Source organism: Flavobacterium collinsii (genome assembly GCF_902804485.1).
In the GTDB taxonomy this organism is placed as follows: Bacteria; Bacteroidota; Bacteroidia; order Flavobacteriales; family Flavobacteriaceae; genus Flavobacterium; species Flavobacterium collinsii.
On the sequence record NZ_CADCST010000132.1, the window covers coordinates 32,214 to 55,242 of the forward strand.

General features: G+C 34.6%; 20 protein-coding genes. 6 read left to right on the forward strand and 14 right to left on the reverse strand.

Going from position 1 to position 23,029, the window contains the following annotated elements:
* Positions 1-15: 15 nt before the first annotated feature.
* Complete coding sequence (locus FLA105534_RS20935) at positions 16-894, reverse strand: hypothetical protein (RefSeq protein ID WP_173968029.1); 879 nt, start codon at positions 892-894, stop codon at positions 16-18.
* 99 nt (positions 895-993) lie between these two features.
* On the opposite strand from FLA105534_RS20935, the gene FLA105534_RS20940 reads away from it, so the two are divergent.
* On the forward strand, positions 994-2,031 hold the full coding sequence (locus FLA105534_RS20940) for a formimidoylglutamase (protein ID WP_173968030.1): 1,038 nt from the start codon (positions 994-996) through the stop codon (positions 2,029-2,031).
* A gap of 135 nt (positions 2,032-2,166) precedes the next feature.
* Positions 2,167-3,417 carry a DEAD/DEAH box helicase gene (locus tag FLA105534_RS20945; RefSeq protein ID WP_173968031.1) on the forward strand — a complete coding sequence of 417 codons (1,251 nt, stop codon included), beginning with the start codon at positions 2,167-2,169 and terminating at the stop codon, positions 3,415-3,417.
* Between the two features lie 521 nt (positions 3,418-3,938).
* Here FLA105534_RS20945 and FLA105534_RS20950 read toward each other — a convergent pair.
* The 3 genes from FLA105534_RS20950 to aroC form a co-directional block, all read right to left on the reverse strand.
* A complete protein-coding gene (locus tag FLA105534_RS20950) occupies positions 3,939-6,125 on the reverse strand; it encodes a response regulator (protein ID WP_173968032.1) in 2,187 nt (728 codons plus the stop codon).
* 127 nt (positions 6,126-6,252) lie between these two features.
* Positions 6,253-7,536, reverse strand: coding sequence for a dicarboxylate/amino acid:cation symporter (locus FLA105534_RS20955; protein WP_173968033.1), 1,284 nt, complete (start codon positions 7,534-7,536; stop codon positions 6,253-6,255).
* 52 nt (positions 7,537-7,588) lie between these two features.
* A complete protein-coding gene (aroC, locus tag FLA105534_RS20960) occupies positions 7,589-8,647 on the reverse strand; it encodes a chorismate synthase (protein WP_173968034.1) in 1,059 nt (352 codons plus the stop codon).
* A gap of 188 nt (positions 8,648-8,835) precedes the next feature.
* On the opposite strand from aroC, the gene FLA105534_RS20965 reads away from it, so the two are divergent.
* Positions 8,836-9,660, forward strand: coding sequence for a UDP-2,3-diacylglucosamine diphosphatase (locus FLA105534_RS20965; protein WP_173968035.1), 825 nt, complete (start codon positions 8,836-8,838; stop codon positions 9,658-9,660).
* 152 nt (positions 9,661-9,812) lie between these two features.
* Entirely contained in the window at positions 9,813-10,310 is a 498-nt protein-coding gene (locus FLA105534_RS20970; protein ID WP_173968036.1) for a hypothetical protein, read from the forward strand.
* Between the two features lie 146 nt (positions 10,311-10,456).
* On the opposite strand, the gene FLA105534_RS20975 is transcribed toward FLA105534_RS20970, so the two are convergent.
* The 7 genes from FLA105534_RS20975 to FLA105534_RS21005 form a co-directional block, all read right to left on the reverse strand.
* Complete coding sequence (locus FLA105534_RS20975; protein WP_173968037.1) at positions 10,457-10,885, reverse strand: protease complex subunit PrcB family protein; 429 nt, start codon at positions 10,883-10,885, stop codon at positions 10,457-10,459.
* Between the two features lie 18 nt (positions 10,886-10,903).
* On the reverse strand, positions 10,904-12,049 hold the full coding sequence (bshA, locus tag FLA105534_RS20980; RefSeq protein ID WP_173968038.1) for an N-acetyl-alpha-D-glucosaminyl L-malate synthase BshA: 1,146 nt from the start codon (positions 12,047-12,049) through the stop codon (positions 10,904-10,906).
* A 225-nt stretch (positions 12,050-12,274) separates the two neighbouring features.
* On the reverse strand, positions 12,275-12,757 hold the full coding sequence (locus FLA105534_RS20985; RefSeq protein ID WP_173968039.1) for an ABC transporter ATPase: 483 nt from the start codon (positions 12,755-12,757) through the stop codon (positions 12,275-12,277).
* Positions 12,758-12,896: 139 nt separating this feature from the next.
* On the reverse strand, positions 12,897-13,688 hold the full coding sequence (locus tag FLA105534_RS20990) for a (Fe-S)-binding protein (protein WP_173968040.1): 792 nt from the start codon (positions 13,686-13,688) through the stop codon (positions 12,897-12,899).
* A gap of 132 nt (positions 13,689-13,820) precedes the next feature.
* A complete protein-coding gene (locus FLA105534_RS20995) occupies positions 13,821-15,152 on the reverse strand; it encodes a (Fe-S)-binding protein (protein WP_173968041.1) in 1,332 nt (443 codons plus the stop codon).
* Between the two features lie 5 nt (positions 15,153-15,157).
* The gene (locus tag FLA105534_RS21000; protein ID WP_173968042.1) at positions 15,158-16,123 is read right to left on the reverse strand and encodes an MlaD family protein; all 966 of its coding nucleotides are present in this window, start codon (positions 16,121-16,123) and stop codon (positions 15,158-15,160) included.
* Between the two features lie 50 nt (positions 16,124-16,173).
* Complete coding sequence (locus FLA105534_RS21005; protein ID WP_173968043.1) at positions 16,174-17,301, reverse strand: N-acetylmuramoyl-L-alanine amidase family protein; 1,128 nt, start codon at positions 17,299-17,301, stop codon at positions 16,174-16,176.
* 82 nt (positions 17,302-17,383) lie between these two features.
* Here FLA105534_RS21005 and FLA105534_RS21010 point away from each other — a divergent pair, with 82 nt between their 5' ends.
* Entirely contained in the window at positions 17,384-20,104 is a 2,721-nt protein-coding gene (locus tag FLA105534_RS21010) for a putative LPS assembly protein LptD (protein ID WP_394368055.1), read from the forward strand.
* Positions 20,105-20,128: 24 nt separating this feature from the next.
* Positions 20,129-20,509: a RidA family protein gene (locus FLA105534_RS21015; RefSeq protein ID WP_173968045.1), complete on the forward strand. Its 381-nt coding sequence runs from the start codon at positions 20,129-20,131 to the stop codon at positions 20,507-20,509.
* A gap of 132 nt (positions 20,510-20,641) precedes the next feature.
* Here the strand turns inward: FLA105534_RS21015 and FLA105534_RS21020 are convergent, their stop codons facing one another.
* From FLA105534_RS21020 to gap, 3 genes are all read right to left on the reverse strand, one after another.
* Positions 20,642-21,016, reverse strand: coding sequence for a methylglyoxal synthase (locus FLA105534_RS21020; protein WP_173968046.1), 375 nt, complete (start codon positions 21,014-21,016; stop codon positions 20,642-20,644).
* A gap of 13 nt (positions 21,017-21,029) precedes the next feature.
* Positions 21,030-21,881 (reverse strand): N-acetylglucosamine kinase, encoded by an 852-nt coding sequence (locus FLA105534_RS21025; RefSeq protein WP_173968047.1) that lies wholly within the window; start codon positions 21,879-21,881, stop codon positions 21,030-21,032.
* Positions 21,882-22,010: 129 nt separating this feature from the next.
* The gene (gap, locus tag FLA105534_RS21030; RefSeq protein ID WP_173968048.1) at positions 22,011-23,015 is read right to left on the reverse strand and encodes a type I glyceraldehyde-3-phosphate dehydrogenase; all 1,005 of its coding nucleotides are present in this window, start codon (positions 23,013-23,015) and stop codon (positions 22,011-22,013) included.
* Positions 23,016-23,029: the final 14 nt, after the last annotated feature.

Sequence of the window (23,029 nt, forward strand, 5' to 3'; positions counted from 1 at the left end):
TTAAACGACGTGGTATTATCTTAAGCTGAAACTAGTTTTAGAAACTAATTCATCATTATCAAAAACATTAATAAAGTAAGTACCTTTCTCAAAATCCTTACCAATTAAATCTTCTGAAACGTTTACTGTTTTGTTTTCATATCTTACGGTAGTTTTAAAGCTATACGTCAAAGTATTATCTCCAAAACTTTCTGTTTTCTTCTCTCCTAAAACATTGTTTTTAGAATCGATAACTTGTACATAATACGTTTTATCTCCAGATTTAGCGATTTGATTCTCAGCAATTGTAAAACTTACTTTCAAAACATCAGCGCGACTCGCTTTATCTGTTTCGATTTGTTTACCTGAACCTTTTACTTTGTAAGCGATTGTTTTTGTATTCAATACTGACAATTTAGCTCCTTTTTCAACTGTTTTTGCCAATTCTTCGTTTTGACCAACTAAAACCTCATTGTACTTCTTAGATTCTCCTAAAACTACAATTGTACTGTCTCTTTGAACTGTTAAAACACCATTTTGTTTTTTCAACTCATCGTTTTCAGCAACCAAAGTTTTCATTTTACCTTGCATTGCCTGAACTTGTGATCTGTATTTGGATACATCTCCTTTAGATTTATTTAAATCATCCATTAGAGCTACTACTTTATCTCTTTCCTGAATTAACTCATCAGACATTGAAGTATTTTCAGCAATTGCAGCATCATAAGTTGATTTCAATTCCTGTAAATCTTTCATAACAGATTCTTTCTCTGTCATCGTCGTTGTAAGTTCAGTTTTAACTACATCTGTATCAGATGATAATTTAAAAATATACACTAAGCTACCAATCAGTAGGACTGCTAAAACTGCGATTACCGCTTTTAGACTTGAGTTGTTGTTCTTTGGGTTTTCCATATTTAAAAAAATTTTCTTTAAAACAAATTTAAGAATTAATATAAAGGTAATAACGTAAGTTACCACAATTATATTATTTTTGAAAAATATTTTTTTTTCATGGAGAAACTAATTCCTTTTACTGTTAACGATTTGGCAAAAATCACCAATCATCGAAGTGGTGAAATAAAATTCGGAGAAAAAATGGTCATCATTCCTAAAGGAGCTGATAAGATCAATTTTCTAAAAGAAAGTGAGACCAAATATGTGCTTTTTGGGATTCCTGAAGATATTGGCGTACGTGCCAATTACGGCAGACCCGGAGCTGCATCGGCATGGGAAAGTGCTATAAAAAGCATTGCAAACATTCAGCACAATCGTTTCTCTAAAGGAAGTCAGATTTTGGTTTTAGGACAATTGGATGTCGCTCAGGAAATGCGTGATGTTGAAAATCTTGATTTCAATGATATCGACGACAGGTCCAAACTAAGTCAGTTAGTAGAAAAAATAGACAAAGAAGTTTCGCATATTATCTTTACGATTATAAAAGCAGGAAAAATACCAATCATTATTGGGGGCGGACACAATAATGCTTACGGAAATATAAAAGGATCAGCTTTAGCCAAAGGAAAACCAATCAATGCTATTAATTTTGATGCACATTCTGACTTCAGAATTCTTGAAGGCCGTCACAGTGGCAATGGTTTCTCCTATGCGTACGAAGAGGGTTTCTTAAAAAAGTACTTCATTTTTGGTCTGCACGAAAACTATACTTCTAAAAGTGTTTTAGACATCATCAAAAAACTTGAAGACCGAGTTCGTTACAACACCTACGATAGTGTGAACATACGCAAGGAAAAGGATTTTGACAGAGAAATGGCATTGGCTTTAGAGTTTATCAGAACAGATTCTTTCGGGATCGAAATCGATCTGGATGCTATTCCTAATATTGCGAGCAGCGCCATGACAATCAGTGGTTTTTCGGTAGAAGAATTACGTCAGTTTATCTCCTTTTTCGGACAACATAAAAATGCCACTTATCTGCATATTTGTGAAGGTGCTCCCGATTTAGCCGATTCTCCAAACAACAACCTAATCGGCAAGCTTATAGGATATTTAGTAACTGATTTCATTAAAGCCAATAACGAAAAAATCTAGTCCCTACAAAAAGTTCTGGTATTGAAAATTAAGGCATTTACCAAATAAAGTGATATTCAAATAAAGGTTTAACCGAATAAAACTATCTTTGCACAGAATTTTAGTACTTAAAACTAAATTCTTAATATGTAAGATATGTTATTCGAAGATCTATCACTCTCAAAAAGTATACAAAAAGCCGTATTTGAAGAAGGCTACCTTAACCCTACTCCTATTCAGGAACAATCTATTCCGATCGTTTTGTCAGGAAGGGATTTAATTGGTTGCGCGCAAACAGGTACAGGAAAAACAGCAGCATTTGCTATTCCAATCATACATCAATTACACCGAATTGTAGGGTCCTCTAAAAAAGCCAAACAAGTCCGTGCCCTTATAGTTACTCCTACACGTGAATTAGCGGTTCAGATTGGACAAAGTTTTGACACTTATGCCAAATACACCAACTTAACGCAATTGACAATTTTTGGAGGAGTTTCGCAAAATCCTCAGGTAGATACCCTGAAAAAAGGAGTTGACATTTTAGTTGCCACTCCAGGCCGATTACTTGATTTACACAAACAAGGATTTCTGGATCTGGATCATTTACACACTTTGGTGTTAGACGAAGCAGATCAAATGCTCGATATGGGTTTTATCAATGATGTAAAAAAGATTGTAAAACTTACTCCAAAAAACAGACAGACTTTACTATTCTCTGCTACTATGCCGATTGCTATTCGCGAACTGGCCGAAATGTTTTTAAAGGATCCTGCAAAAGTAGAAGTATCTCCTGTTTCGTCCACAGCCGAAACGGTTGAACAACGCGTTTATTTTGTAGAAAAAACAGAGAAAAGAAACTTATTGTACCATTTAATCAAAAATGAAAATTTATCAAATGTTCTGGTTTTTTCAAGAACAAAACACGGTGCTGACAATGTGGTAAAAGCGCTTCGCAAAAAAGACATTCCTGCTGAAGCAATTCACGGAGATAAATCACAAAATGCAAGACAACGTGTTTTGGATGCTTTTAAAAACAAAGAAGTTGGCGTACTTGTTGCCACAGACATTGCCGCAAGAGGAATCGATATTGACCAACTGCCATTTGTAATTAACTTTGATTTACCGAACATCCCGGAAACTTACGTGCACCGAATTGGACGTACAGGTCGTGCAGGAAACGGGGGAATTGCAATTTCGTTTTGTGGAAAAGACGAACAGCCTTACTGGAAAGACATTCAAAAACTAATAAAGGTAGACGTAAAAACCATTACCGATCACCCTTACCCATGGCACTCCGGAAGTCCGGAAGCAACGGAAGAGAAACCTAAAAACTCTAACCGAAGCGGTGGTGCTCATAAATCAAGAAAATCTAATGCTTCTAAACAAAACAAAAAACGCTGGTATTAACCCTACCGTGTGGATACAATTTTAAAAAATAACACGAATTACACAAACTGTCACTAATTTGTTTATGGAATTAATTTCACAAACAAGGTTAATCTAAATTTCTGCAAATTAGTGGAATTTGTGTCCAGAAGTAGACTACAATTATCCCTATTGATATCATTATTCTAATATATTAGATGCAATTATTTTTAACACATAGCAACATAGGTGCTGCACCTGCAAAAAAGGCGTTTCACTTCATTTAAATACACATATCCTACTATGTGAAAGAAATATATTTCTTTTGGTATCCTCTTTTATCAATACAAATCTATGTTTCTATGTGTTAAAACTTTAGCGTTCCAATTATCGAAACATCAATTACAGCTATAAAAATGAGCTATAATTAGCTATCGTGCACATACAAGTATAAAAAACAATACTAATTACCCCTAATTTGTTTATGGAATTAATTTCACAAACAAGGTTCGCCTATTAAAATTTGTGTAAATTAGTGGAATTAGTGTTCAGACTGCAGAGTATTAACCGGCGTTTTTTGCTTCAAGTATTAAGTAATTCATAATTTTAAAAAGCCTGACAGGTTCAAACGGCTTAATAATAATATCATTTATTCCCGACGAAATAGCTTCATCCGTAATTTCATCCTTATCAAAGGCTGTTAGCGCCACAATAGGTGTTTTAAGCCCTTTTAAACGAATTCTTTTAGTAGTTTCGAATCCATTCATCAAAGGCATATTAATATCCATTAAAATCAAGTCGAAACTTTCATTCTCCAGTATTTTTAAAGCCGAAAAACCATCATCAACGACTTTACAGATATAATTGTGCTTTTCGATAATCTTTTTCGTCACCAGTTGATTAATGAGATTATCTTCTACAATTAAAATTTTATACACTTCATTTGAACTCAAATCGACCTCTATTTCATCAATAATCTGTTTTGTTTTTTGAGGATCAAACTCAAAAGGAATTGTAAACGTAAATGAAGTTCCTAAACCAATCTCACTTTTAAGTGTAATCGTACTTCCAAAAAGCCCTAACAATCGTTTCACAATACTCAACCCCAGGCCTGTTCCCTGATAATCTTCATCTTTTCTTCCAACCTGAACAAATTTCTCGAAAATCTTACCCTGATCGACAATTGCAATCCCCACACCATTGTCTTTTATTAAAAAGTCTAAAAAGTACATTTTTTCCTCCGATCGGTTTAGCTGAACAATAATTTCAACTTTACCATCTTTCGTAAACTTAAGCGCATTACTCACTAGGTTCATCAGAATCTGAGCAAGCCTTAACTTATCGCCAATAAGATATTCAGGAATACAGGGATCTATAGAAACGGTAATTTTATTATTGTTTTTCTGTGATAAAAAAGAAAGTGAGTTTTTAATCATCATGATTTCATCCGAAATATTGAATGTCAAATTCTCCAGTACCACCTTGTTTTCCTCAATTTTATTAATCTGAAGAATATCATTTACCAGCGACAATAAATACCTGGCCGAAAACTTCAGCGAACTCAAATGCTGACTTCTCGACAGTTCTTTGTGTTCTTCCAGCAACATATTTGTTATTCCTACCACACCATACAAAGGAGTGCGTAACTCATGACTTATGGTCGAAATAAACTGAGTCTTAAGTAAAGAAGCTTCCTCTGCAATTTCTTTTGCTTTTAAAAGTTCGGCATTGTGCTTTTTCTTAAACCTGATGTTTTTTATTAAAGTAATAATCAGAATTAAGAAAATCAGAGAAACCAGAACAAATAAAATCACGATAATCCTTGATTTTTTAAGGCTTTGAAACTGTGAATCTTTCTCACTTTCAATCCTGTCAATCTGTCTCTTGTACTCGTCTAATTCTAAATTAAAACCCGCAATAGAGGCTTTTTTAAGTTTTTCTTCATTGTACAATTCTGCCGTTATATCATTGTACGAAGCCAGATTTTCATAAGCCTCTTTGTGCCTTCCAACTTTACTTAAAAACTTAGAATACTCCAGATGTGAATACGACAAATCCGATCTTTCTTCACTGTTTTTACCGGCCTGAATGGCTTTAAGAAAAAAATCATTTGCCAAATCGTATTCATTATGATAACTCCTATACATACCGTTTAGCATGTTTACAACGATCTCGGTCGACGCTTCCCCATATTTGCTTTTATTACTGTTTACAAATTTCAGAAACGGATATCCTTCTTTAAATTTTCCAATATCAAAATAAGCCCAGGCAATATTTACATTTGTAAAGTAGACCTGCGACATCTCATTTAACTTTAAACTGTAAGCTATGGATTTTTTATAATAATTAATCCCCTTATTAAATTGCTTCTTTTCGAAGCAATAAATATTACCAAGATTATTATGAAGACTATATTTTAGGGAATCATTATCTGTTTGGTCAGCATAGAACAACCCTTTGTTGTAGAAAAAAATAGCTTTATCAAATTCGGACAATTCATTATAATTCCCGGCAATTATTTTATATGATTTCGCTATTAAATTATTATTCTTAGAAGCGGTGGCATAGTTTAATGCTTTCCGTGAAGTGATGAGCGATTTTTCAAAATTCGATTTTTTGTAGTCTTCCCAGGCTTCCTTGACAATCTTATTGATCTTTGCATCCGATATCGTTTCAGATTGCGCGCTGGCGGAATTGGCAAAACAATTCAAAAATACGAGCAGCAATAAAAAAATGCGTATTCGGGGCATAAATAGGCTAATTTCATCAAATATACATTAAAAATAAAAAGAAGCTGTATTTCCTATAAAAATACAGCTTCTTTTTTATTGAAATTTTAACAAAATTTGATGCTTTTTCCTACTTTTATTAATTTCTTTATAAGTTTTCAGAAGCAATTTCAGTGTCTTTGTCATCCTCCCATTGTCCAACAACTGAAGTAGCCAAAGCATTTCCTAAAACGTTTGTAGCACTTCTAAACATATCGCAAAAATGATCAATTGGCAGGATTAATGCAATTCCTTCAACCGGAATATCAAACATACCGCAAGTAGCCGCTACTACAACCAAACTTGCACGTGGTACACCTGCAATACCTTTACTGGTCAACATTAAAACCAAAAGCATTACCATTTGAGTTCCTAAATCCAGATGTACTCCATAAAACTGAGCAATAAAAATACTCGCAAAAGTCATATACATCATACTTCCATCCAGATTAAACGAGTAACCAAGTGGCAACATGAAGGATACAATTTTATCTTTTACACCAAAATCTTCCAATTCCTCTGTTAATTTTGGAAAAACAGCTTCACTACTCGTTGTACCAAAAGCAATCGCCAAAGGCCCCGTAATACGTCTTAAAAGCTCTGTCATTCTTCCTTTGAGAAATAAATAGCCCACTGCGATCAAAACAACCCATAAAGTACCAATTCCGACTAAAAACGATCCGAAAAATTTAAAATAGGTAATTACCAGTTCTTCTGCATCCCTTATAGCAAATACACCTGCAATGGCTCCAAAAACTCCAATTGGAGCGAAATTCATCACGTAGTTTACCATTTTTAAAACGATATGTGAAGTTTTATCTAAAGCATTGATTACCGGTTTTACTGTACTTCCCAAAGACGCAGCAGCTAAACCGAAGAAGATTGAAAAGATAACGATCTGTAAAATTTCATTGGTTGCCATTGCCTCAAAAATACTTTTAGGAACAATGTGTTCTACAAAATTCTCAACCGATAGTGTTTTCGTTTTAGCTGTTACTTCAGAGGCAGCAGCCATATCAACATGATCCAGTTTCAAACCTACACCAGGCTCCAGAATGTTTACATAAAACAATCCGATCAACAAGGATATAAATGAAGCAGTAAAAAACCAACCAAGGGCTTTTCCTCCAATTCTTCCCACCGTTTTAATATCTCCAAGTTTTGCAATACCTACTACTAACGTAGTAAATACCAAAGGAGAAATAATCATTTGTACCAATCTGATAAAGATCGTTGCAAGCATTTTAATTTTATTGCTAAAAGACTGTGCTGCTTCAGGCGAAATCGAATTGTGCAAAATAATTCCCAAAGCGGCTCCAAGAACCATTGCAATTATAATTTGCCCTGTTAATCCTTTAAGAAAAGATTTCTTTTTAGTTTCTGTAACTTGCATTAATTTGTTTGTTTTAAATTAAAATATTAAGACCCTCATGTCCTAACTTTTACTAATAGGTTTTGTTGATTAAATAAAAATCAGCCAAAACAATCGCTGCCATTGCTTCAACAATTGGTACAGCACGAGGCACTACACATGGATCATGACGGCCCTTACCCGTCATTGGTGTAATATTTCCTTTGTTATCTAACGAATCCTGAGTCTGCATGATAGTCGCAACAGGTTTAAAGGCTACTCTGAAATAGATATCCATCCCGTTACTAATTCCACCTTGAATTCCTCCGGAAAGATTTGTTTTTGTAGTTCCGTCCGGATTGTATAAATCGTTATGTTCACTTCCTTTCATTTCAGAACCCGAAAATCCGCTGCCGTATTCAAAACCTTTTACAGCATTGATCGAAAGCATTGCTTTTCCTAATTCAGCATGTAATTTATCAAAAACCGGTTCTCCTAAACCAACCGGAACATTTTGAATGACACATGAAACCACACCTCCAACGGTATCACCCTGTTTGCGGATATCGCGAATATATTCTTCCATAACCGCTGCCGATTTTTCGTCAGGGCAACGAACAGGATTACTTTCTATTTTAGAAAAGTCCAAATCCTGATACGGTGTATCCAAATGAATTGGACCAACCGAAGAAACATAAGCATTAATTTTTATTTCAGGAAGCATTTGCTTCGCTATCGCACCCGCCACAACTCTGCTTGCTGTTTCTCTTGCAGAACTTCTTCCGCCACCACGATAGTCACGAAAACCGTATTTCTGGTCGTACACATAATCGGCATGACTGGGTCTGTAATTGTCTTTTATATGGGAATAATCATCCGATTTTTGATTGGTATTCGGAATAATAAAACCAATAGGAGTCCCTGTAGTTTTACCTTCAAAAATACCCGATAAAAACTGAACCGCATCCGGTTCTTTACGTTGTGTTACAATTGCTGACTGCCCGGGTTTTCTTCGGGACATTTCAACTTCAATTGCATCTAGATCAAGTTCAATCCCAGATGGACAACCATCTATAATTCCGCCTAAAGCTTCACCATGAGATTCTCCAAATGTTGTAACTTTATATAGGGTGCCGTAGCTATTTCCTGCCATTGTAATTTGTTTTGAGCAAATGTAAGTTTTATGAATTAAATTAAAAAATTTAAAATTGGTATTATTAAGCAAAGGTTGCAGCCATTAAAAATCACAATTTATTAAAATTGTAGCCAAATTGATAACCTTTTGATAAAATTTATCCTACCGAAGTTTCTTTTATTTGTTAAACTTCAAAAAAAGAAAAATTGAAAAAACGAAATGTCGAATTGGTCATTATATCAGATGTCCATTTGGGAACTTACGGAAGTCACGCTAAAGAACTAAACAACTATTTATCAAGCATTAAACCCAAAACATTAGTCCTAAATGGCGACATTATTGATGCTTGGCAGTTTAGAAAATCATACTTTCCAAAAGCGCATTTAAGAGTTATTCAGCGCGTCATTGGCATGGCTTCTAAAGGCACAAAAGTCTATTACATTACTGGAAATCACGATGAGATTCTTCGAAAATTCAGTGATATGAATATGGGAAATTTTGCTTTGGTCGATAAATTAGTCCTGGAACTAGACGATAAAAAAGCATGGATTTTTCATGGAGATGTTTTTGATGCCTCTGTACAACACTCTAAATGGATTGCAAAATTAGGCGGATTAGGATACGATTATCTGATCCTGAGCAATCGATTTGCCAATTGGTGTCTGGCTAAATTAGGACGTGAACCTTATTCTTTCTCAAAAAAAATAAAAGCAAGTGTCAAAAAAGCAGTAAAATTCATCTCTGATTTCGAAACCACAGCTACCGATCTGGCTATTGAAAAAAATTATGATTATGTAATTTGTGGGCACATCCACGAACCAAAAATCATTACCAAAGAAAACAAACATGGATCAACTCTATACCTCAATTCCGGAGATTGGGTTGAAAACCTTACCGCATTAGAATACCATAAAAAACGTTGGAAACTATATTCATATGCCGAAAGTAATTTTACCGAAGAAGAAAATCTCTTTGAAATGGAAGACACACTAAGTTCTCAATTAATTTCTTCTATTATTCTAAAAAAATAACCTACAAAACATTCTATCCTATAGCAGAAAAATTACTTTAAACTTCCTTTGGTTCTATTCTCAAATGTGAATTATATAACAATTTTCGATAATCCTATACGTTTGAAAATTATTGCACACATTACATTTGGCGTAAATTAATAACCATTTTTATGAAAAGAATCATTTTATCTGCCATCATGCTATTAGGTTTAGCATTTACGGCACAATCACAAGAAATTTCGAAAAATGCCCTTGGTATCCGTTTAGGAGATAATAACGGTTTTGGTGGAGAAGTATCTTATCAGCTGGGATTAAACCAAAAAAACAGACTGGAGTTTGATTTAGGCTGGAGAAACAGCAGTGATGTTGATGCTATCAAAGGAGTAGCTCTTTATCAATGGGTTTGGAATATTGACGGTGGATTTAACTGGTACGCAGGTGTCGGTGGTGGTCTGGCTACCTGGAATCACGACTATTATGCAAACAACAGAAAATACAAGGATAACGGAACATATGTTTTTGCAGCAGGAGACATTGGTATCGAATACAGATTCAAAGAAGCACCAATTACCTTATCATTGGACGCAAGACCTGAAATTGGTTCGGGATATTATGACGATGACAATTTTGGATTTGATGTTGGTTTAGGTGTGAAATTCAGATTCTAAATACAACTAAAAAATAGTTACAAAAAAACCTGTCGTTTGATTCGACAGGTTTTTTTATGCTTTAAAGTTTAAGGATATTGTTATTACTTAGGTGTAAAGACTTCAACTCCGCTAAGCCTGACATCCCAAAACTCATTACTCAAAAATTACTTCACAATAATCTCTTTTTTAGAGTGCACTTTGACTACGGTATACGGATACGTAATAACCTGCATCACCATTGCATCAGCAGCCGGATTATTTTCTTTAACGGTTATGATAATATTTTTATCCGTTTCTTCTACTTTTTCAATACCTATAGAATAGCCTCCTGTATTCTTTTCCCCCATATTCAGGATCACATAATTGGAGTTACTAATATCATCCTGCTTCATTTTTGCTTTCAAATGAGGATCATTTTCCAACATTTTGATTTCGTTTGGTTCCGTCAAAATTTCAAAAAATTTAATATTCCCACCACCGTCAGATTGCTCCGTCAGCACCTCATACAAAACTTTCGAAGTTCCTTCTGATGATTTTTTGACTCCACAAGAAACCAAAACTAAAATTACCAGGACCGAAATTACTTTTTTCATTTACGCTAATTTATAAGATTAATGTTTTTCGTGTTTATAATCATTAATTGCTTTTTGATACAAGGCTTCATATTGAGGCAATATCGTTTTGATGTCAAATTTTTTGGCAACTTCTAGTGCATTTGCCTTAAACTGATTTAAAACGTCATCATCTTTTAGTATTTTGATTGCATTAGCGGCCATTTCTTCCACATTACCAACATTACTCAAATATCCTGAAAATCCGTCAAAATTAACTTCTGGCAAACCTCCCGAATTACTCGAAATTACCGGAACTCCGCTGGACATCGCTTCTAAAGCTGCCAAACCAAAACTTTCCGTTTCTGACGGAAGCAGGAACAAATCCGTAAAACACAAAATTTTATCAATCTCATTACTGTTTCCAAAGAAAATTACTTTGTCGTAAATTCCAAGTTCCATACATAAGACCTCTGCCTTTTCTTTCTCAGGACCATCCCCCACCATCATCAGCTTAGATGGAATTTGCTTTTGAATATTATAGAAAATCTTAATAATATCCGGAATTCGCTTCACTTTTCTAAAGTTACTGATGTGCGTAATAATGCGTTCATCTTCTTTAGCCATCACATAACGATGACAAGGAGCCTGCGGGTCTTTTTTAATCTTATCCAGTTCTATAAAATTCGGAATTACTTTAATCTTATTCTTTATATTGAATAATTTCAAAGTATCGTCTTTCAAACTTTGTGAAACCGAAGTCACATAGTCGGATTTGTTGATGCTGAATGTCACGGCTGGTTTATAAAATGGATGATTTCCAACCAAAGTAATATCTGTTCCGTGAAGTGTCGTTATCATTGGAAGATTAATTCCTTCATTTTTCAGCATTTGCTTCGCCATATAACCCGCATACGCGTGAGGGATAGCATAATGTACATGAAGTACTTCTATTTTATATAATTTCACCATATCAACCAATTTACTTGACAGCGCCAATTCGTAAGGCTGATAATGGAAAAGAGGATATTCAGGAACGTTTACTTCGTGATAATGAACATTAGGATTTAAAAGCGCCAACCGAACCGGCTGACTGTAAGTAATAAAATGGATTTCGTGTCCGCGTCTGGCTAATTCAAGGCCTAATTCTGTAGCAACTACACCACTACCTCCAAATGTCGGATAACAAACTATTGCTATTTTCATGTATTAAATTTAGTAACTACGAAAGTACTTAAAAATAGCTTTTAATTGTTCTTTTAAAATGTTAGATTTTTGTGAATAATAGACTTCTTACTTTTTTGATTTTAAACCCGACAGGTTTTAAAAACCTGTCCGATTTACTATAATGAATAACTTATTTACGGTCGACTGAAAACAAAAAAGGCATAAAACCTAAATTTTATGCCTTTTCTTTATTTTGAATATTTCCTAGAAAAACCTGCTATGCCAACTGTCGGCTGCAGGAACTTCCCATGATTCGTTGAATTCTTCAATATTATTTACCAGATTATTAAATACGATCGTATTTTCAGATACTGATTTATCCTTAACCATTTTCTTGAAATCGATTAAAGGTTTGTGTGCAATATGTTCACCCAGCTTAAAAGTTACGTTCATTTTGTCCAACAAATCAACGTTGTATTTTTTTTCTAAGCTTTGGATAAACTCTACCGAGCTATCGATTGAACAACCCGTTGCCGCTTGTACTTCTTGATTTACAGCCAAAATAATAAATCGGTTGTATTTTAACAGGTATGAAGCTTCCAGACTTGTACCGTGTGCTGCCCATGCTTCTACAAAAGTTTTCAGGTCAGCTTCTATTTCAGAAAATTCTTCCTCAGAAAACTTTCTGTTTGATTGATAAATCCAGACTCTGGACTCACCAGGTAAATCTTCAAAAGGTATATACATTTTTTAATTTTAGATTGTTGATTGTTGATTTTAGATTGGGAAAGTTTCAAGTTTCAAGTTTCAAGTTTCAGGTTTCAGGTTTCAGGTTTCAGGTTAAAAAACTTAGCAACTTGGTTCCTCAGAACCTTAGTCCCTCCTTCTACAAATCCTGTGCATTCGCAATTAGCTCTGCAATATCCATCACTTTCACTTCTCCTTCTTTCTCCTGATGTTTAATACCATCAGTTAACATTGTATTGCAAAACGGACATCCGGCTGCAATAATATCCGGCTTTACTTCCAAAGCATCTTCGGTACGCAAAACGTTCACTTCTTTATTTCCCGGCTCGGCATCTTTAAACATTTGCGCCCCACCGGCTCCACAACATAATCCATTTGCTTTTGAGCGTTTCATTTCGACTAACTCAACATCCAATTTCTGAATTAAGTCTCTAGGCGCCTCATATACTTTATTAGCTCTTCCTAAATAACAAGGGTCATGGAAAGTAATTTTTTTTCCTTTAAACTGACCTCCTTCTACGGTTAGTCTTCCGTCATCAATTAATGATTTTAAGAATTCTGTATGATGAATAACATCGTACTGACCTCCTAATTCCGGATATTCGTTTTTTAAAGTATTGAAACAATGCGGACATGCGGTAACTATTTTCTTTGCTTCATACGCGTTAAGTACCTCGATATTCATCATGGCCTGCATTTGAAACAAGAACTCATTTCCGGCACGTTTTGCAGGATCTCCGGTACAGCTCTCTTCAGTACCCAAAACCGCAAACGAAACATTGGTACGATTTAAAATTCGCACAAATGCTTTTGTAATTTTCTTTGCTCTATCATCAAAACTCCCTGCGCAACCAACCCAAAATAAAACTTCCGGTTGTGTTCCCTGGGCTAGCATTTCAGCCATTGTTGGCACTACTAAACTTTCTGACATCTTCTTATATTGTTAAATCGGTTAATCGTTTATTTGGTTTATCGCACTCTTTGCCATAACCTTACTAAAAAACCTTACTATTTTATTTCAATCGATTAAACGGTTAAACAAATAACCAATTAAACTTTTTTTTTAATTTTCGTTTTTCCAATTTAAACGATCCTGTTGGCTGTATTGCCAAGGCGCACCGTTGTTTTCGATATTGGTCATCATCGCATTCAATGACATTGGAGCAGCACTTTGTTCCATCACTAAATAACGGCGCATGTCCATAATAATAGACAATGGACTGATATTTACAGGACACTCTTCTACACAGGCATTACAGGATGTACAAGCCCATAATTCTTCAGGAGTAATATAATCGTTTAATAATGTTTTATTATCCGGAACAAAAACACCTTTATTGGCATCTATATTTTTACCTACTTCCTGCAAACGGTCTCTTGTGTCCATCATAATTTTACGAGGAGACAATTTTTTACCCGTTTGATTTGCCGGACATGATGATGTACAACGACCACATTCCGTACAGGTATAAGCATTTAAAAGCTGTACCCAGTTTAAATCCTGAACATCGCTTGCTCCAAATTTTGCAGGAGCAGCATTTTCGTCAACAGGAGCAGCTGCAAACGGATCTGCATTTGGATCCATCATCAACTTTACCTCTTTGGTTACTGACTCTAAATTATCAAACTGACCTTCAGGGTTCAAGTTCGCAAAGTAAGTATTTGGGAACGCCAAAAGAATATGTAAATGTTTGGAGAAGTATAAGTAGTTCATAAAAACCAAAATACCCGCTATGTGCAGCCACCAAAAGACTTCAAATAACAGCACTACCAATTCATTCGACATTCCGTTAAAAATTGGTGCTATAAACTGACTGATTGGAAAGCTGCCCGCTTTATGAAAAACAGGGTCCGGAACATTCTGCAAATGCAGATCTGAAGCGTTCATTAACAAAAACAACATCATCAAAACCGTTTCGAAATACAAAATGTAATTGGCATCACTTTTAGGAAAACCTTTTAAATCAGGATTTATGAAACGTTTTAATCGAATTACATTTCTTCTGATCCAAAAAACAGTAACAGCAAAAATTACAAGTACTGCTAATATCTCAAATGAAGCTATTAAAACATCATATACCACACCTAAATAAGGCGCAAAAATTCTATGTGTTCCAAACAACCCGTCGATAATGATCTCGAGTAATTCGATATTAATAATTATAAAACCAACGTAAACAAAAATATGAAGTATTCCAGCTACAGGGCGTCTCACCATTTTTGACTGCCCAAGAGCAATCAATGCCATGTTTTTCCAACGTGCTTTAGAATTATCTTTTCGGTTTACATCTACTCCTAAATTAATATTTCGGATGATTTTTTTTACGCTCGATGCAAAAAAACCGAAACCAATAATAAGAAGTATAGCGAATAAAATATTATCTAAATAACTCATTCTAATTAATTTTTAGTAGTTGGGTTAGCGTCTTCAGTTGGTGCCACATAAGGTTTGTTTTTCTTTCCGAAAAGAGAAACGTTTACATAACGTGTCGGGTAAAGACGAACGTCCTGCAACAGCAATTCAAGCTCTTTAGAAGTCTTTGCTAAATTAGTATACAAAGCGTCATCATTTAACAATTTACCCGCAGTACCTTTTCCTGAGTTTAAGTTACTCATAAGTACGTCAACTTTAGCCAAAGTTTGATTTAAGTTTCTAACTGTTTTACCTAGATCTGCTTTGCTTAAAGAATCTGATATTTTATTGAAGTTACTTGACATTTTATTAAAGTTGCTCACAACTCCGTTAATCTGTCCTTTATTCGTATCTAAGATAGTGTTAATACTTCCGGAGGCTTTATGAAACTGTTCCATAGTCTGACTCAATTCCGCCAAAGTCTTCTTCAGATCTTCTTGTCCTTTTTTATCTAAAACATTGTTTAAACCGGAAACCAGATTATCAATGTTAACCAACATTTTCTCTAACTTAACCTGAATTGGCTCAATTTTTCCACCTAAAGATTCTTTCAGTCCCAATTCCACTACAGGTGTTAAAGTCTGTCCGTCAACCGCTGGATCTTTGTCTGTTAGATTAGGAATAATTTTGATCTGTTTTCCACCAATTAAACTTGGAGAATACAAAGATGCCTGACTTGTTTTAGAAATTGGAAAATCAGTTTTTAATTGAAGTTCAACTAATAATTTCCCTGTTACTTCATTGATTGTGATTTTAGTTACTTTACCAATAACAAGTCCGTTTATGGTAACGGGAGCTGATGCAGACAAATCCTCAACATTATCATATTCTACATATAATGTTTTATAATTTGTAAAAAGGTCTTTGCCTTTTAAAAAACTGTAGCCCCAAATAAATAATAAAATTGACGCGATGACTAAAATAGCCGTTTTAATTTCTCTTGTTAGTTTCAAAATTCTTAGTGTTTGTACAAAATTAATATAAATATTCGAACTAGAAGCTATTATTTAATGACGTCTTGAATACTGACCTTTTCTCCATCTTTGGTTGCAACCAAAAAAGCAGCTCCATATCCTTTATCTTTAGCTTCTTCCAAATATTTTTTAGCGGCATCATAACTCGAAGTTTCCTGATAGAAATATTTGTAAATATTATTTTCGAACAACATTGTTACGTTTTTAAGCCCTTTAAAGTTCTTAGGCTCTAGTGGTGTTTTTTTAATACTTGCGATAAGCTGTACTTTAAAGAATGTTCCTTTTGGAGCATTTTTGACTGCCGCAGTTGTTTCAATCTCTTTCGCTTTTACCGGAGTAGAAGTATCCCTTGCCGGTCTTGCCTCAATTATCTCAGGAGTTCCTGAACCAAAATATTCACTTTTGTAACTTAAAATAGCTTCGGCAATAGCTTTTGCAATATCATTTTGTCCTTCTTCTGAATTTAGAATATTCCCTTCTGTCGGATTCGATACAAATCCTGTTTCAACTAAAACTCTAGGCATATAGGCTTTGTGAAGCACCATAAAAGGAGCTTGCTTTACACCTCCCTGCCTCAATTTTTTTCCAAGTTTATCAAAGTTGTCTTCAATTTTACTAGCCAGCGAAATACTGTTGTCTAAATATTCTTCCTGCATTAAAGTCATTCCGATCATAGATTCAGGTGAATTTGGATCGTAACCTTCGTATTTACGCTTATAATCCTTCTCTAAAGTAATTACAGAGTTCTCTTTTTTCGCAGCTTCAAGATTCGATGCTACTTTACTTAATCCCATTACATAGGTCTCGGTTCCGTCTGCAGCCGTATTTTTATTTGCATTACAGTGTATTGAGACAAAAATATTCGAATTTGCTCTGTTTGCAATGTTTGCTCTTTCGACCAAATCGATAAAAACATCTGTTTTACGCGTATAGATCACATTAACATTAGGACTTCCTTCTAAAATTTTACCAACTTTTAAAACAATCGCTAAAGCAATATTTTTTTCAATTCGTCCGCTGTAAACAGCTCCAAAGTCGTGATCACCATGTCCAGCATCAAGTGTTACCTTAAAAACATTTGCCTGGCTATAAGCACAAAAAGACAATATCGTTAGAAAAAAAGTAAATATTACTTTAATTTTGTTAAATCTATTCATAAATCTAAAAGTTAATTTTAATAAAACGCAACAGCTATAATTTTTACAATTGATTATTTTTGACAAAAAATTATATGTAAGTTTGACATGTCAAAAAACAAGCCATAATTTTACAAAAATAGCATTTAAACCTTTGCATACAAACTTATTTAATATCGTTTTATTATCATTTTTCCTAACTTTAGGATGTGGTAATTTATATTCGCAAGAGATAAAAAACAAAAAAAAGTCTTTACCTACTGTAAAACAAACAGATAAACCCAAAACTATTGCAGCAGACAAACCTGAAGCCGCTGTATCAGACACTATAAAGCTGGATACTGTTAAAGCCAAAAAGAATTTTCTAGACGCCGTAACCAAATATAAGGCTAAAGATTATGCTAAATATGACAAAAAAGCAAAAACTCTTACCTTATATAATGAAGCCGAACTCTACTACAAAGATGTAGAACTAAAATCAGGAATCATTGTTTTAAACATGGAAAAGGAAGAAGTTTATGCCGGACGCATACGAGATTCTGCAGGTGTTTTGACGCAATATCCAAACTTCAAACAAGGGGCAAGCGAAGTTCAGCCAGATTCTATTCGATTTAACTTTAAAACAAAAAAAGCTTTAATCTACAATTCCAGAACCGAACAGGGAGAATTTAAAATTAAAGCAGCGATTACCAAAAAAGAAAACGACTCCGTTTACTTTTTGCGTGGTGCCCGTTTTACAACTGCAAAAGACATTGACAATCCCGAATACTACTTTCAGACCAATAAAGTCAAATTTATTCCCGGTAAAAAAGTAATTACAGGTTTGACCAATATGGTTATTGCTGATGTTCCTACTCCTCTGGCACTGCCTTTTGCGTATTTTCCAATGAGTCAGGAAAAAAGTGTTTCGGGTATTATTTTACCCAGCTACAACGACTCTAACACAAGAGGATTCTCTTTACAGAATGGAGGTTATTACTTTGCATTAAGCGATAACTACGACCTGACCGTTTTAGGTGATTATTATACCAATGGTAGTTACGCAATGCGTTTTGAGTCGGTATACGCTACAAAATATAAATACAGAGGAAACCTTAATATCCGTTTTGAAAATTTAATAAACAGTGAACGCGGTTATCCTGATTATTCAAAAGAAAAAATCTACAACATTCAGTGGTCGCATTCAAAAGATACAAAAGCAAACCCTAATTCAACTTTTTCTGCTTCTGTTAACATGGGTAGTAGTAAGTATTTCAAACGATCTATCAATCAAGCGAACGCAGGATCGAATTTAAATAACACTTTAAATTCATCCATTTCATATAACAAAACATTCAATACGATACCTCAGGCGCGTATATCGCTAACTGCAACACACTCGCAGAATACCCAAACGGAAAAAATCGATATGACATTACCAACGTTGCAAGCCAGCGTCGACCGTGTATATCCATTTGTTGGAAAGGACGGTGTCAAAAAAGGATTCATAAAAAACATCAATTTACAATATAACTTAAGCGGTAAAAACAGTATCTCAACAACAGACTCTTTATTTTTCAAACCACAAATGTTCAGAGATGCCAAAATAGGAATGCAGCACAGTATTCCTATTAGTACCAATTTCAAGCTGTTTAAATACTTTAGTGCGGGAGCCTCTACCAATTATCAGGAAACCTGGGTAACCAAAACCATTGCCAGAAATTATGATGCGACTAAAGGACAAGCCGTAACGTCTACTATAAATGGGTTTGATGCTTTTAGAACTTATAATTTCAGCACCAATTTAGGAACTACAATTTACGGTACTTTCAATTTTGGAGAAGACAAAAAAATTCAGTCTGTACGTCATGTCATGAGACCAAACATAACCTATTCGTACACTCCTAGCTTTAATCAGTATTATGACAATTATACCGTTGATGCAACAGGAAAGATTAATACTTACTCCAGATTTGACGAAGGTATTTTTGGTGCTCCGGGGAACAGCAACGCCAATATTGTATCCTTTGCTTTAAGCAATACTTTTGAGGCCAAAGTACGAGATCGCGACAGCACAAAAACAGAGCCGAAAAAGATCATGTTATTAAACAATTTAAACTTTAGCACCAGCTATAATTTTAATGCTGACGGAAAAGAAACTCTAGCCTGGCAACCAGTAATCGTAAGCGGTGGAACACAGCTTTTAGACAATAAAATGAATGTCAATTTTGGAGCTGTTTTAAATCCGTATGCAATTGACAATTCAGGTCATGTTATGAATGTCTTTAATATTGACAATGGCGGAAGTTTGTTCCGATTAACCAGTGCCAATGTTACTTTAAACTATTCGTTTTCAAATAAAGGAACAAAAGAAGAAAAGAATACGCAGAGCCAGCGAAATGGAGGTCGTAATGATGACTTATTCGGAACAAATACGGACTTAAATGATCCCCGAAACAGCCAGTTTGCTAACGAGAAAGATGATGACAAAGATGTTATAAGTGAATTTTTCAGTTCTAAACTTCCATGGGATATGACTATGGCATACTCCCTAACCTACTCAAATGCCGCCAGAGAAAATAAAATTACAGGAAACTCTATCATGATATCCGCCAATATGGATATTACTCCTAAGTGGAAGGGTGGAGTTTCTACTGGTTACGATTTTGTACAAAAAGGAGTTACTTTTACACAGTTCCGTTTTGAAAGAGATTTATTAAGCTGGAGAATGGCATTTAACTGGACTCCTATTGGTCCAAACTCAAACTGGAATTTCTTTATTGGAATTAAATCCGGAATGTTGAGCGACATCAAATGGAACAAGCGTAGTACTTCAAATCGATAAACGATCGAACAAAAATAATTTATTATGAAAAAAATCATCTTTACTGAAAAGGCACCAGCTCCAATTGGTCCTTACAACCAGGCAGTATTATCAGGAAACACACTTTACGCATCAGGTCAGATTGCTATCAATCCGGCTTCGGGCGAACTTATTACTGACAACATCAATGATGAAACGAAACAAGTAATGGAAAATATTGCAGCAATTCTCGAAGCTGCTGATATGTCTTTTGAAAATGTGGTTAAAGCAACCATCTTCATTATGGACATGAATAATTTTGGGGCAATAAACACTGTTTACGGTTCTTATTTTAACGAAAAAACAGCTCCTGCACGCGAAACTGTTCAGGTAGCTTGTTTGCCAAAAAACGTAAATGTAGAGATTTCCATAATTGCAGTAAAATAAAAAAATGTTTCAGGTTTCAACTTATAGTTGATAATTGTGCTTAAAGCGCCAAACTTGAAACTTGGAACCTGAAACAAAAAAACCATTACGAGCTCGTAATGGTTTTTTTTTGTATATCTAAAAATAGAAATTCTATAATTGCAAAGCGATAGCATTTAGCAGCAACTGTGCCGAAGCTTCATTTGTTGCGAGAGGTACATTATGCACATCACAAACACGAATTAACATATTAATATCGACTTCATGAGCATGACTTGCCAGAGGGTCCTTAAAGAAGAAAACCATTTTTGTTTTCCCCTCGGCTACTCTTGCAGCAATTTGCGCATCACCACCCATTGGTCCGGAAAGCATTCTTTTTACCTTAAAACCAGCATTAACAGCTTTACTTCCTGTAGTTCCTGTTGCAATTAGTTTAATGTTTTCCTGAAGCAGCAAAGTCTTATTTTTATTTAAAAACTGAACCATGTCTGCCTTTTTTCCATCGTGAGCTATAATAGCAATTTCCATATTTTAATTCTATTTATTGATTTGCAACGTGGTAAGCAATTAATCCATCAATAGGTCTGCGTAAAACATTACCCAATTGAAGTTCGTACTTATCAAAAGTTTCCTGCAATTCCTCTTTTAGATAAAAAGCGATAGAACCTACAAAATGAACCGGAACTTCTTTGCAATTATCAAATTGCTTGATGTAATTTTTAACGAAAGATTTCATGCCTTTGAAGATGATCTTTCTACAAAACTCCGTGTCTTTATGTTTGATCAGGAACTTTGCAAAAGTCGCCAAATAAGCATTTGGATTTGGCTCTTTATACAATTTATTCTTGATAAAATCAGGATCTAAATTATACTCTTTCTCAAATTCAACAGCCAGTTCTTTAGGCATTTTATTGAAATAGTACTTTCTGATTAATTCTTTTCCAAAAACATTTCCACTACAATCATCCATTGCAATATATCCAAGTGACTGTACTTTTTGATGCAATATTTTTCCATCAAAGAAACTGCAGTTAGAACCGGTACCTAAGATGCTTACAATGGCAGCCTCTCCTTTAGGAGTAGTCGCATATACTGCAGCATAAGTATCTTCCTGAACTTCTACAATTGCATTCTCAAAATATTCCTGAAATATCCTCGAAAGTTCAATTTTCATCCTATCGGTTCCGCAACCTGCTCCATAAAAGAACAAATGTGTCGCATTTTTTTTATTTTGCAGGATGTCAAAACGGTCGTTTAATCTTTCGACTATTTCGGGACCGTCAAGAATTTCAGGATTTAATCCTAAAGTTTGTGTGGTGAATAATACTTTTCCATTATCATCAATTGCAATCCAGTCGGCTTTAGTAGATCCACTATCAACTATTAATTTCATTTTATTTAGTTTTTGGATTAGTTTTTCTTTAGCTAAATAAAAAGTATGCTTTTAAATTAATTAAAGAAGTAACAAAATAAGAAAATCCCATTACTATTCAATAACGGGATTTTGCAAAAATATATATTATTATTTTAAACCTGCAATATGCACAGACAAATCAATCAATTTACTTGAATATCCGTACTCATTATCGTACCAGGATACTAATTTAAAGAATGTTGAATTTAAACCGATTCCGGCACCTGCATCTACAACTGAAGTTCTTTTGTCAGAGATAAAATCCTGAGAAACAACTGCATCTTCTGTGTATCCTAAGATACCTTTCATTGTAGTTTCAGAAGCATTTTTCAAAACAGCCATAATTTCTTCGTAAGAAGTTTCTTTTGCTAATTTTACTGTTAAATCTACTACAGAAACGTCAGCAGTAGGAACACGGAAAGACATACCTGTTAATTTTCCATTCAAAGCTGGAATTACTTTCCCAACCGCTTTAGCAGCTCCTGTTGAAGAAGGAATGATGTTGATGCTTGCAGCACGTCCACCTCTCCAGTCTTTTCTTGAAGGACCATCAGCTGTCATTTGAGTTGAAGTTGTTGCGTGAACCGTTGTCATTAAACCTTCAACAATTTCGAAATTATCGTGAATTACTTTAGCCAAAGGAGCTAAACAGTTTGTTGTACAAGAAGCGTTAGAAACTACTAAATCTGTAGCTTTTGCTGTTTCATGATTTACTCCCATTACAAACATTGGAGCATCAGCAGATGGAGCAGAGATGATTACTTTTTTAGCACCACCTTTGATATGTTCATTTGCAGTTTCGATAGTAGTAAAGATACCTGTACACTCAGCAACCACATCTACATCAACCTCGTTCCATTTTAAGTCAGCAGGGTTTCTTTCAGCAGTGATACGAATGTTTCTTCCGTTTACGAAAAGTTTTCCTTCTATTACTTCTACAGTTCCGTTGAAACGTCCGTGAACTGAATCATATTTTAATAAGTAAGCTAAGTGATCTACATCTAACAAATCATTGATTGCTACTACTTCTACATTATCTCTATTGAAAGTTTCTCTAAAAACGATTCTTCCGATACGTCCAAATCCGTTTATTCCTAATTTTACTTTTGACATTTTACTTAATTTTT

Bases quoted from the DNA above. Each gene is read 5' to 3' on its own strand.
- FLA105534_RS20990 (WP_173968040.1), bottom strand. From the start codon at position 13,688: ATGTCAGAAAGTTTAGTAGTGCCAACAATGGCTGAAATGCTAGCCCAG.
- FLA105534_RS21020 (WP_173968046.1), bottom strand. From the start codon at position 21,016: ATGGAAATTGCTATTATAGCTCACGATGGAAAAAAGGCAGACATGGTT.
- FLA105534_RS21005 (WP_173968043.1), bottom strand. From the start codon at position 17,301: ATGAATAGATTTAACAAAATTAAAGTAATATTTACTTTTTTTCTAACG.
- bshA (WP_173968038.1), bottom strand. From the start codon at position 12,049: ATGAAAATAGCAATAGTTTGTTATCCGACATTTGGAGGTAGTGGTGTA.
- FLA105534_RS20995 (WP_173968041.1), bottom strand. From the start codon at position 15,152: ATGAGTTATTTAGATAATATTTTATTCGCTATACTTCTTATTATTGGT.
- FLA105534_RS21015 (WP_173968045.1), top strand. From the start codon at position 20,129: ATGAAAAAAATCATCTTTACTGAAAAGGCACCAGCTCCAATTGGTCCT.
- FLA105534_RS20935 (WP_173968029.1), bottom strand. From the start codon at position 894: ATGGAAAACCCAAAGAACAACAACTCAAGTCTAAAAGCGGTAATCGCA.
- FLA105534_RS20985 (WP_173968039.1), bottom strand. From the start codon at position 12,757: ATGTATATACCTTTTGAAGATTTACCTGGTGAGTCCAGAGTCTGGATT.
- FLA105534_RS21025 (WP_173968047.1), bottom strand. From the start codon at position 21,881: ATGAAATTAATAGTTGATAGTGGATCTACTAAAGCCGACTGGATTGCA.
- FLA105534_RS20950 (WP_173968032.1), bottom strand. From the start codon at position 6,125: ATGCCCCGAATACGCATTTTTTTATTGCTGCTCGTATTTTTGAATTGT.
- aroC (WP_173968034.1), bottom strand. From the start codon at position 8,647: ATGGCAGGAAATAGCTACGGCACCCTATATAAAGTTACAACATTTGGA.
- FLA105534_RS20975 (WP_173968037.1), bottom strand. From the start codon at position 10,885: ATGAAAAAAGTAATTTCGGTCCTGGTAATTTTAGTTTTGGTTTCTTGT.
- FLA105534_RS20940 (WP_173968030.1), top strand. From the start codon at position 994: ATGGAGAAACTAATTCCTTTTACTGTTAACGATTTGGCAAAAATCACC.
- FLA105534_RS20945 (WP_173968031.1), top strand. From the start codon at position 2,167: ATGTTATTCGAAGATCTATCACTCTCAAAAAGTATACAAAAAGCCGTA.
- FLA105534_RS20970 (WP_173968036.1), top strand. From the start codon at position 9,813: ATGAAAAGAATCATTTTATCTGCCATCATGCTATTAGGTTTAGCATTT.
- gap (WP_173968048.1), bottom strand. From the start codon at position 23,015: ATGTCAAAAGTAAAATTAGGAATAAACGGATTTGGACGTATCGGAAGA.
- FLA105534_RS20955 (WP_173968033.1), bottom strand. From the start codon at position 7,536: ATGCAAGTTACAGAAACTAAAAAGAAATCTTTTCTTAAAGGATTAACA.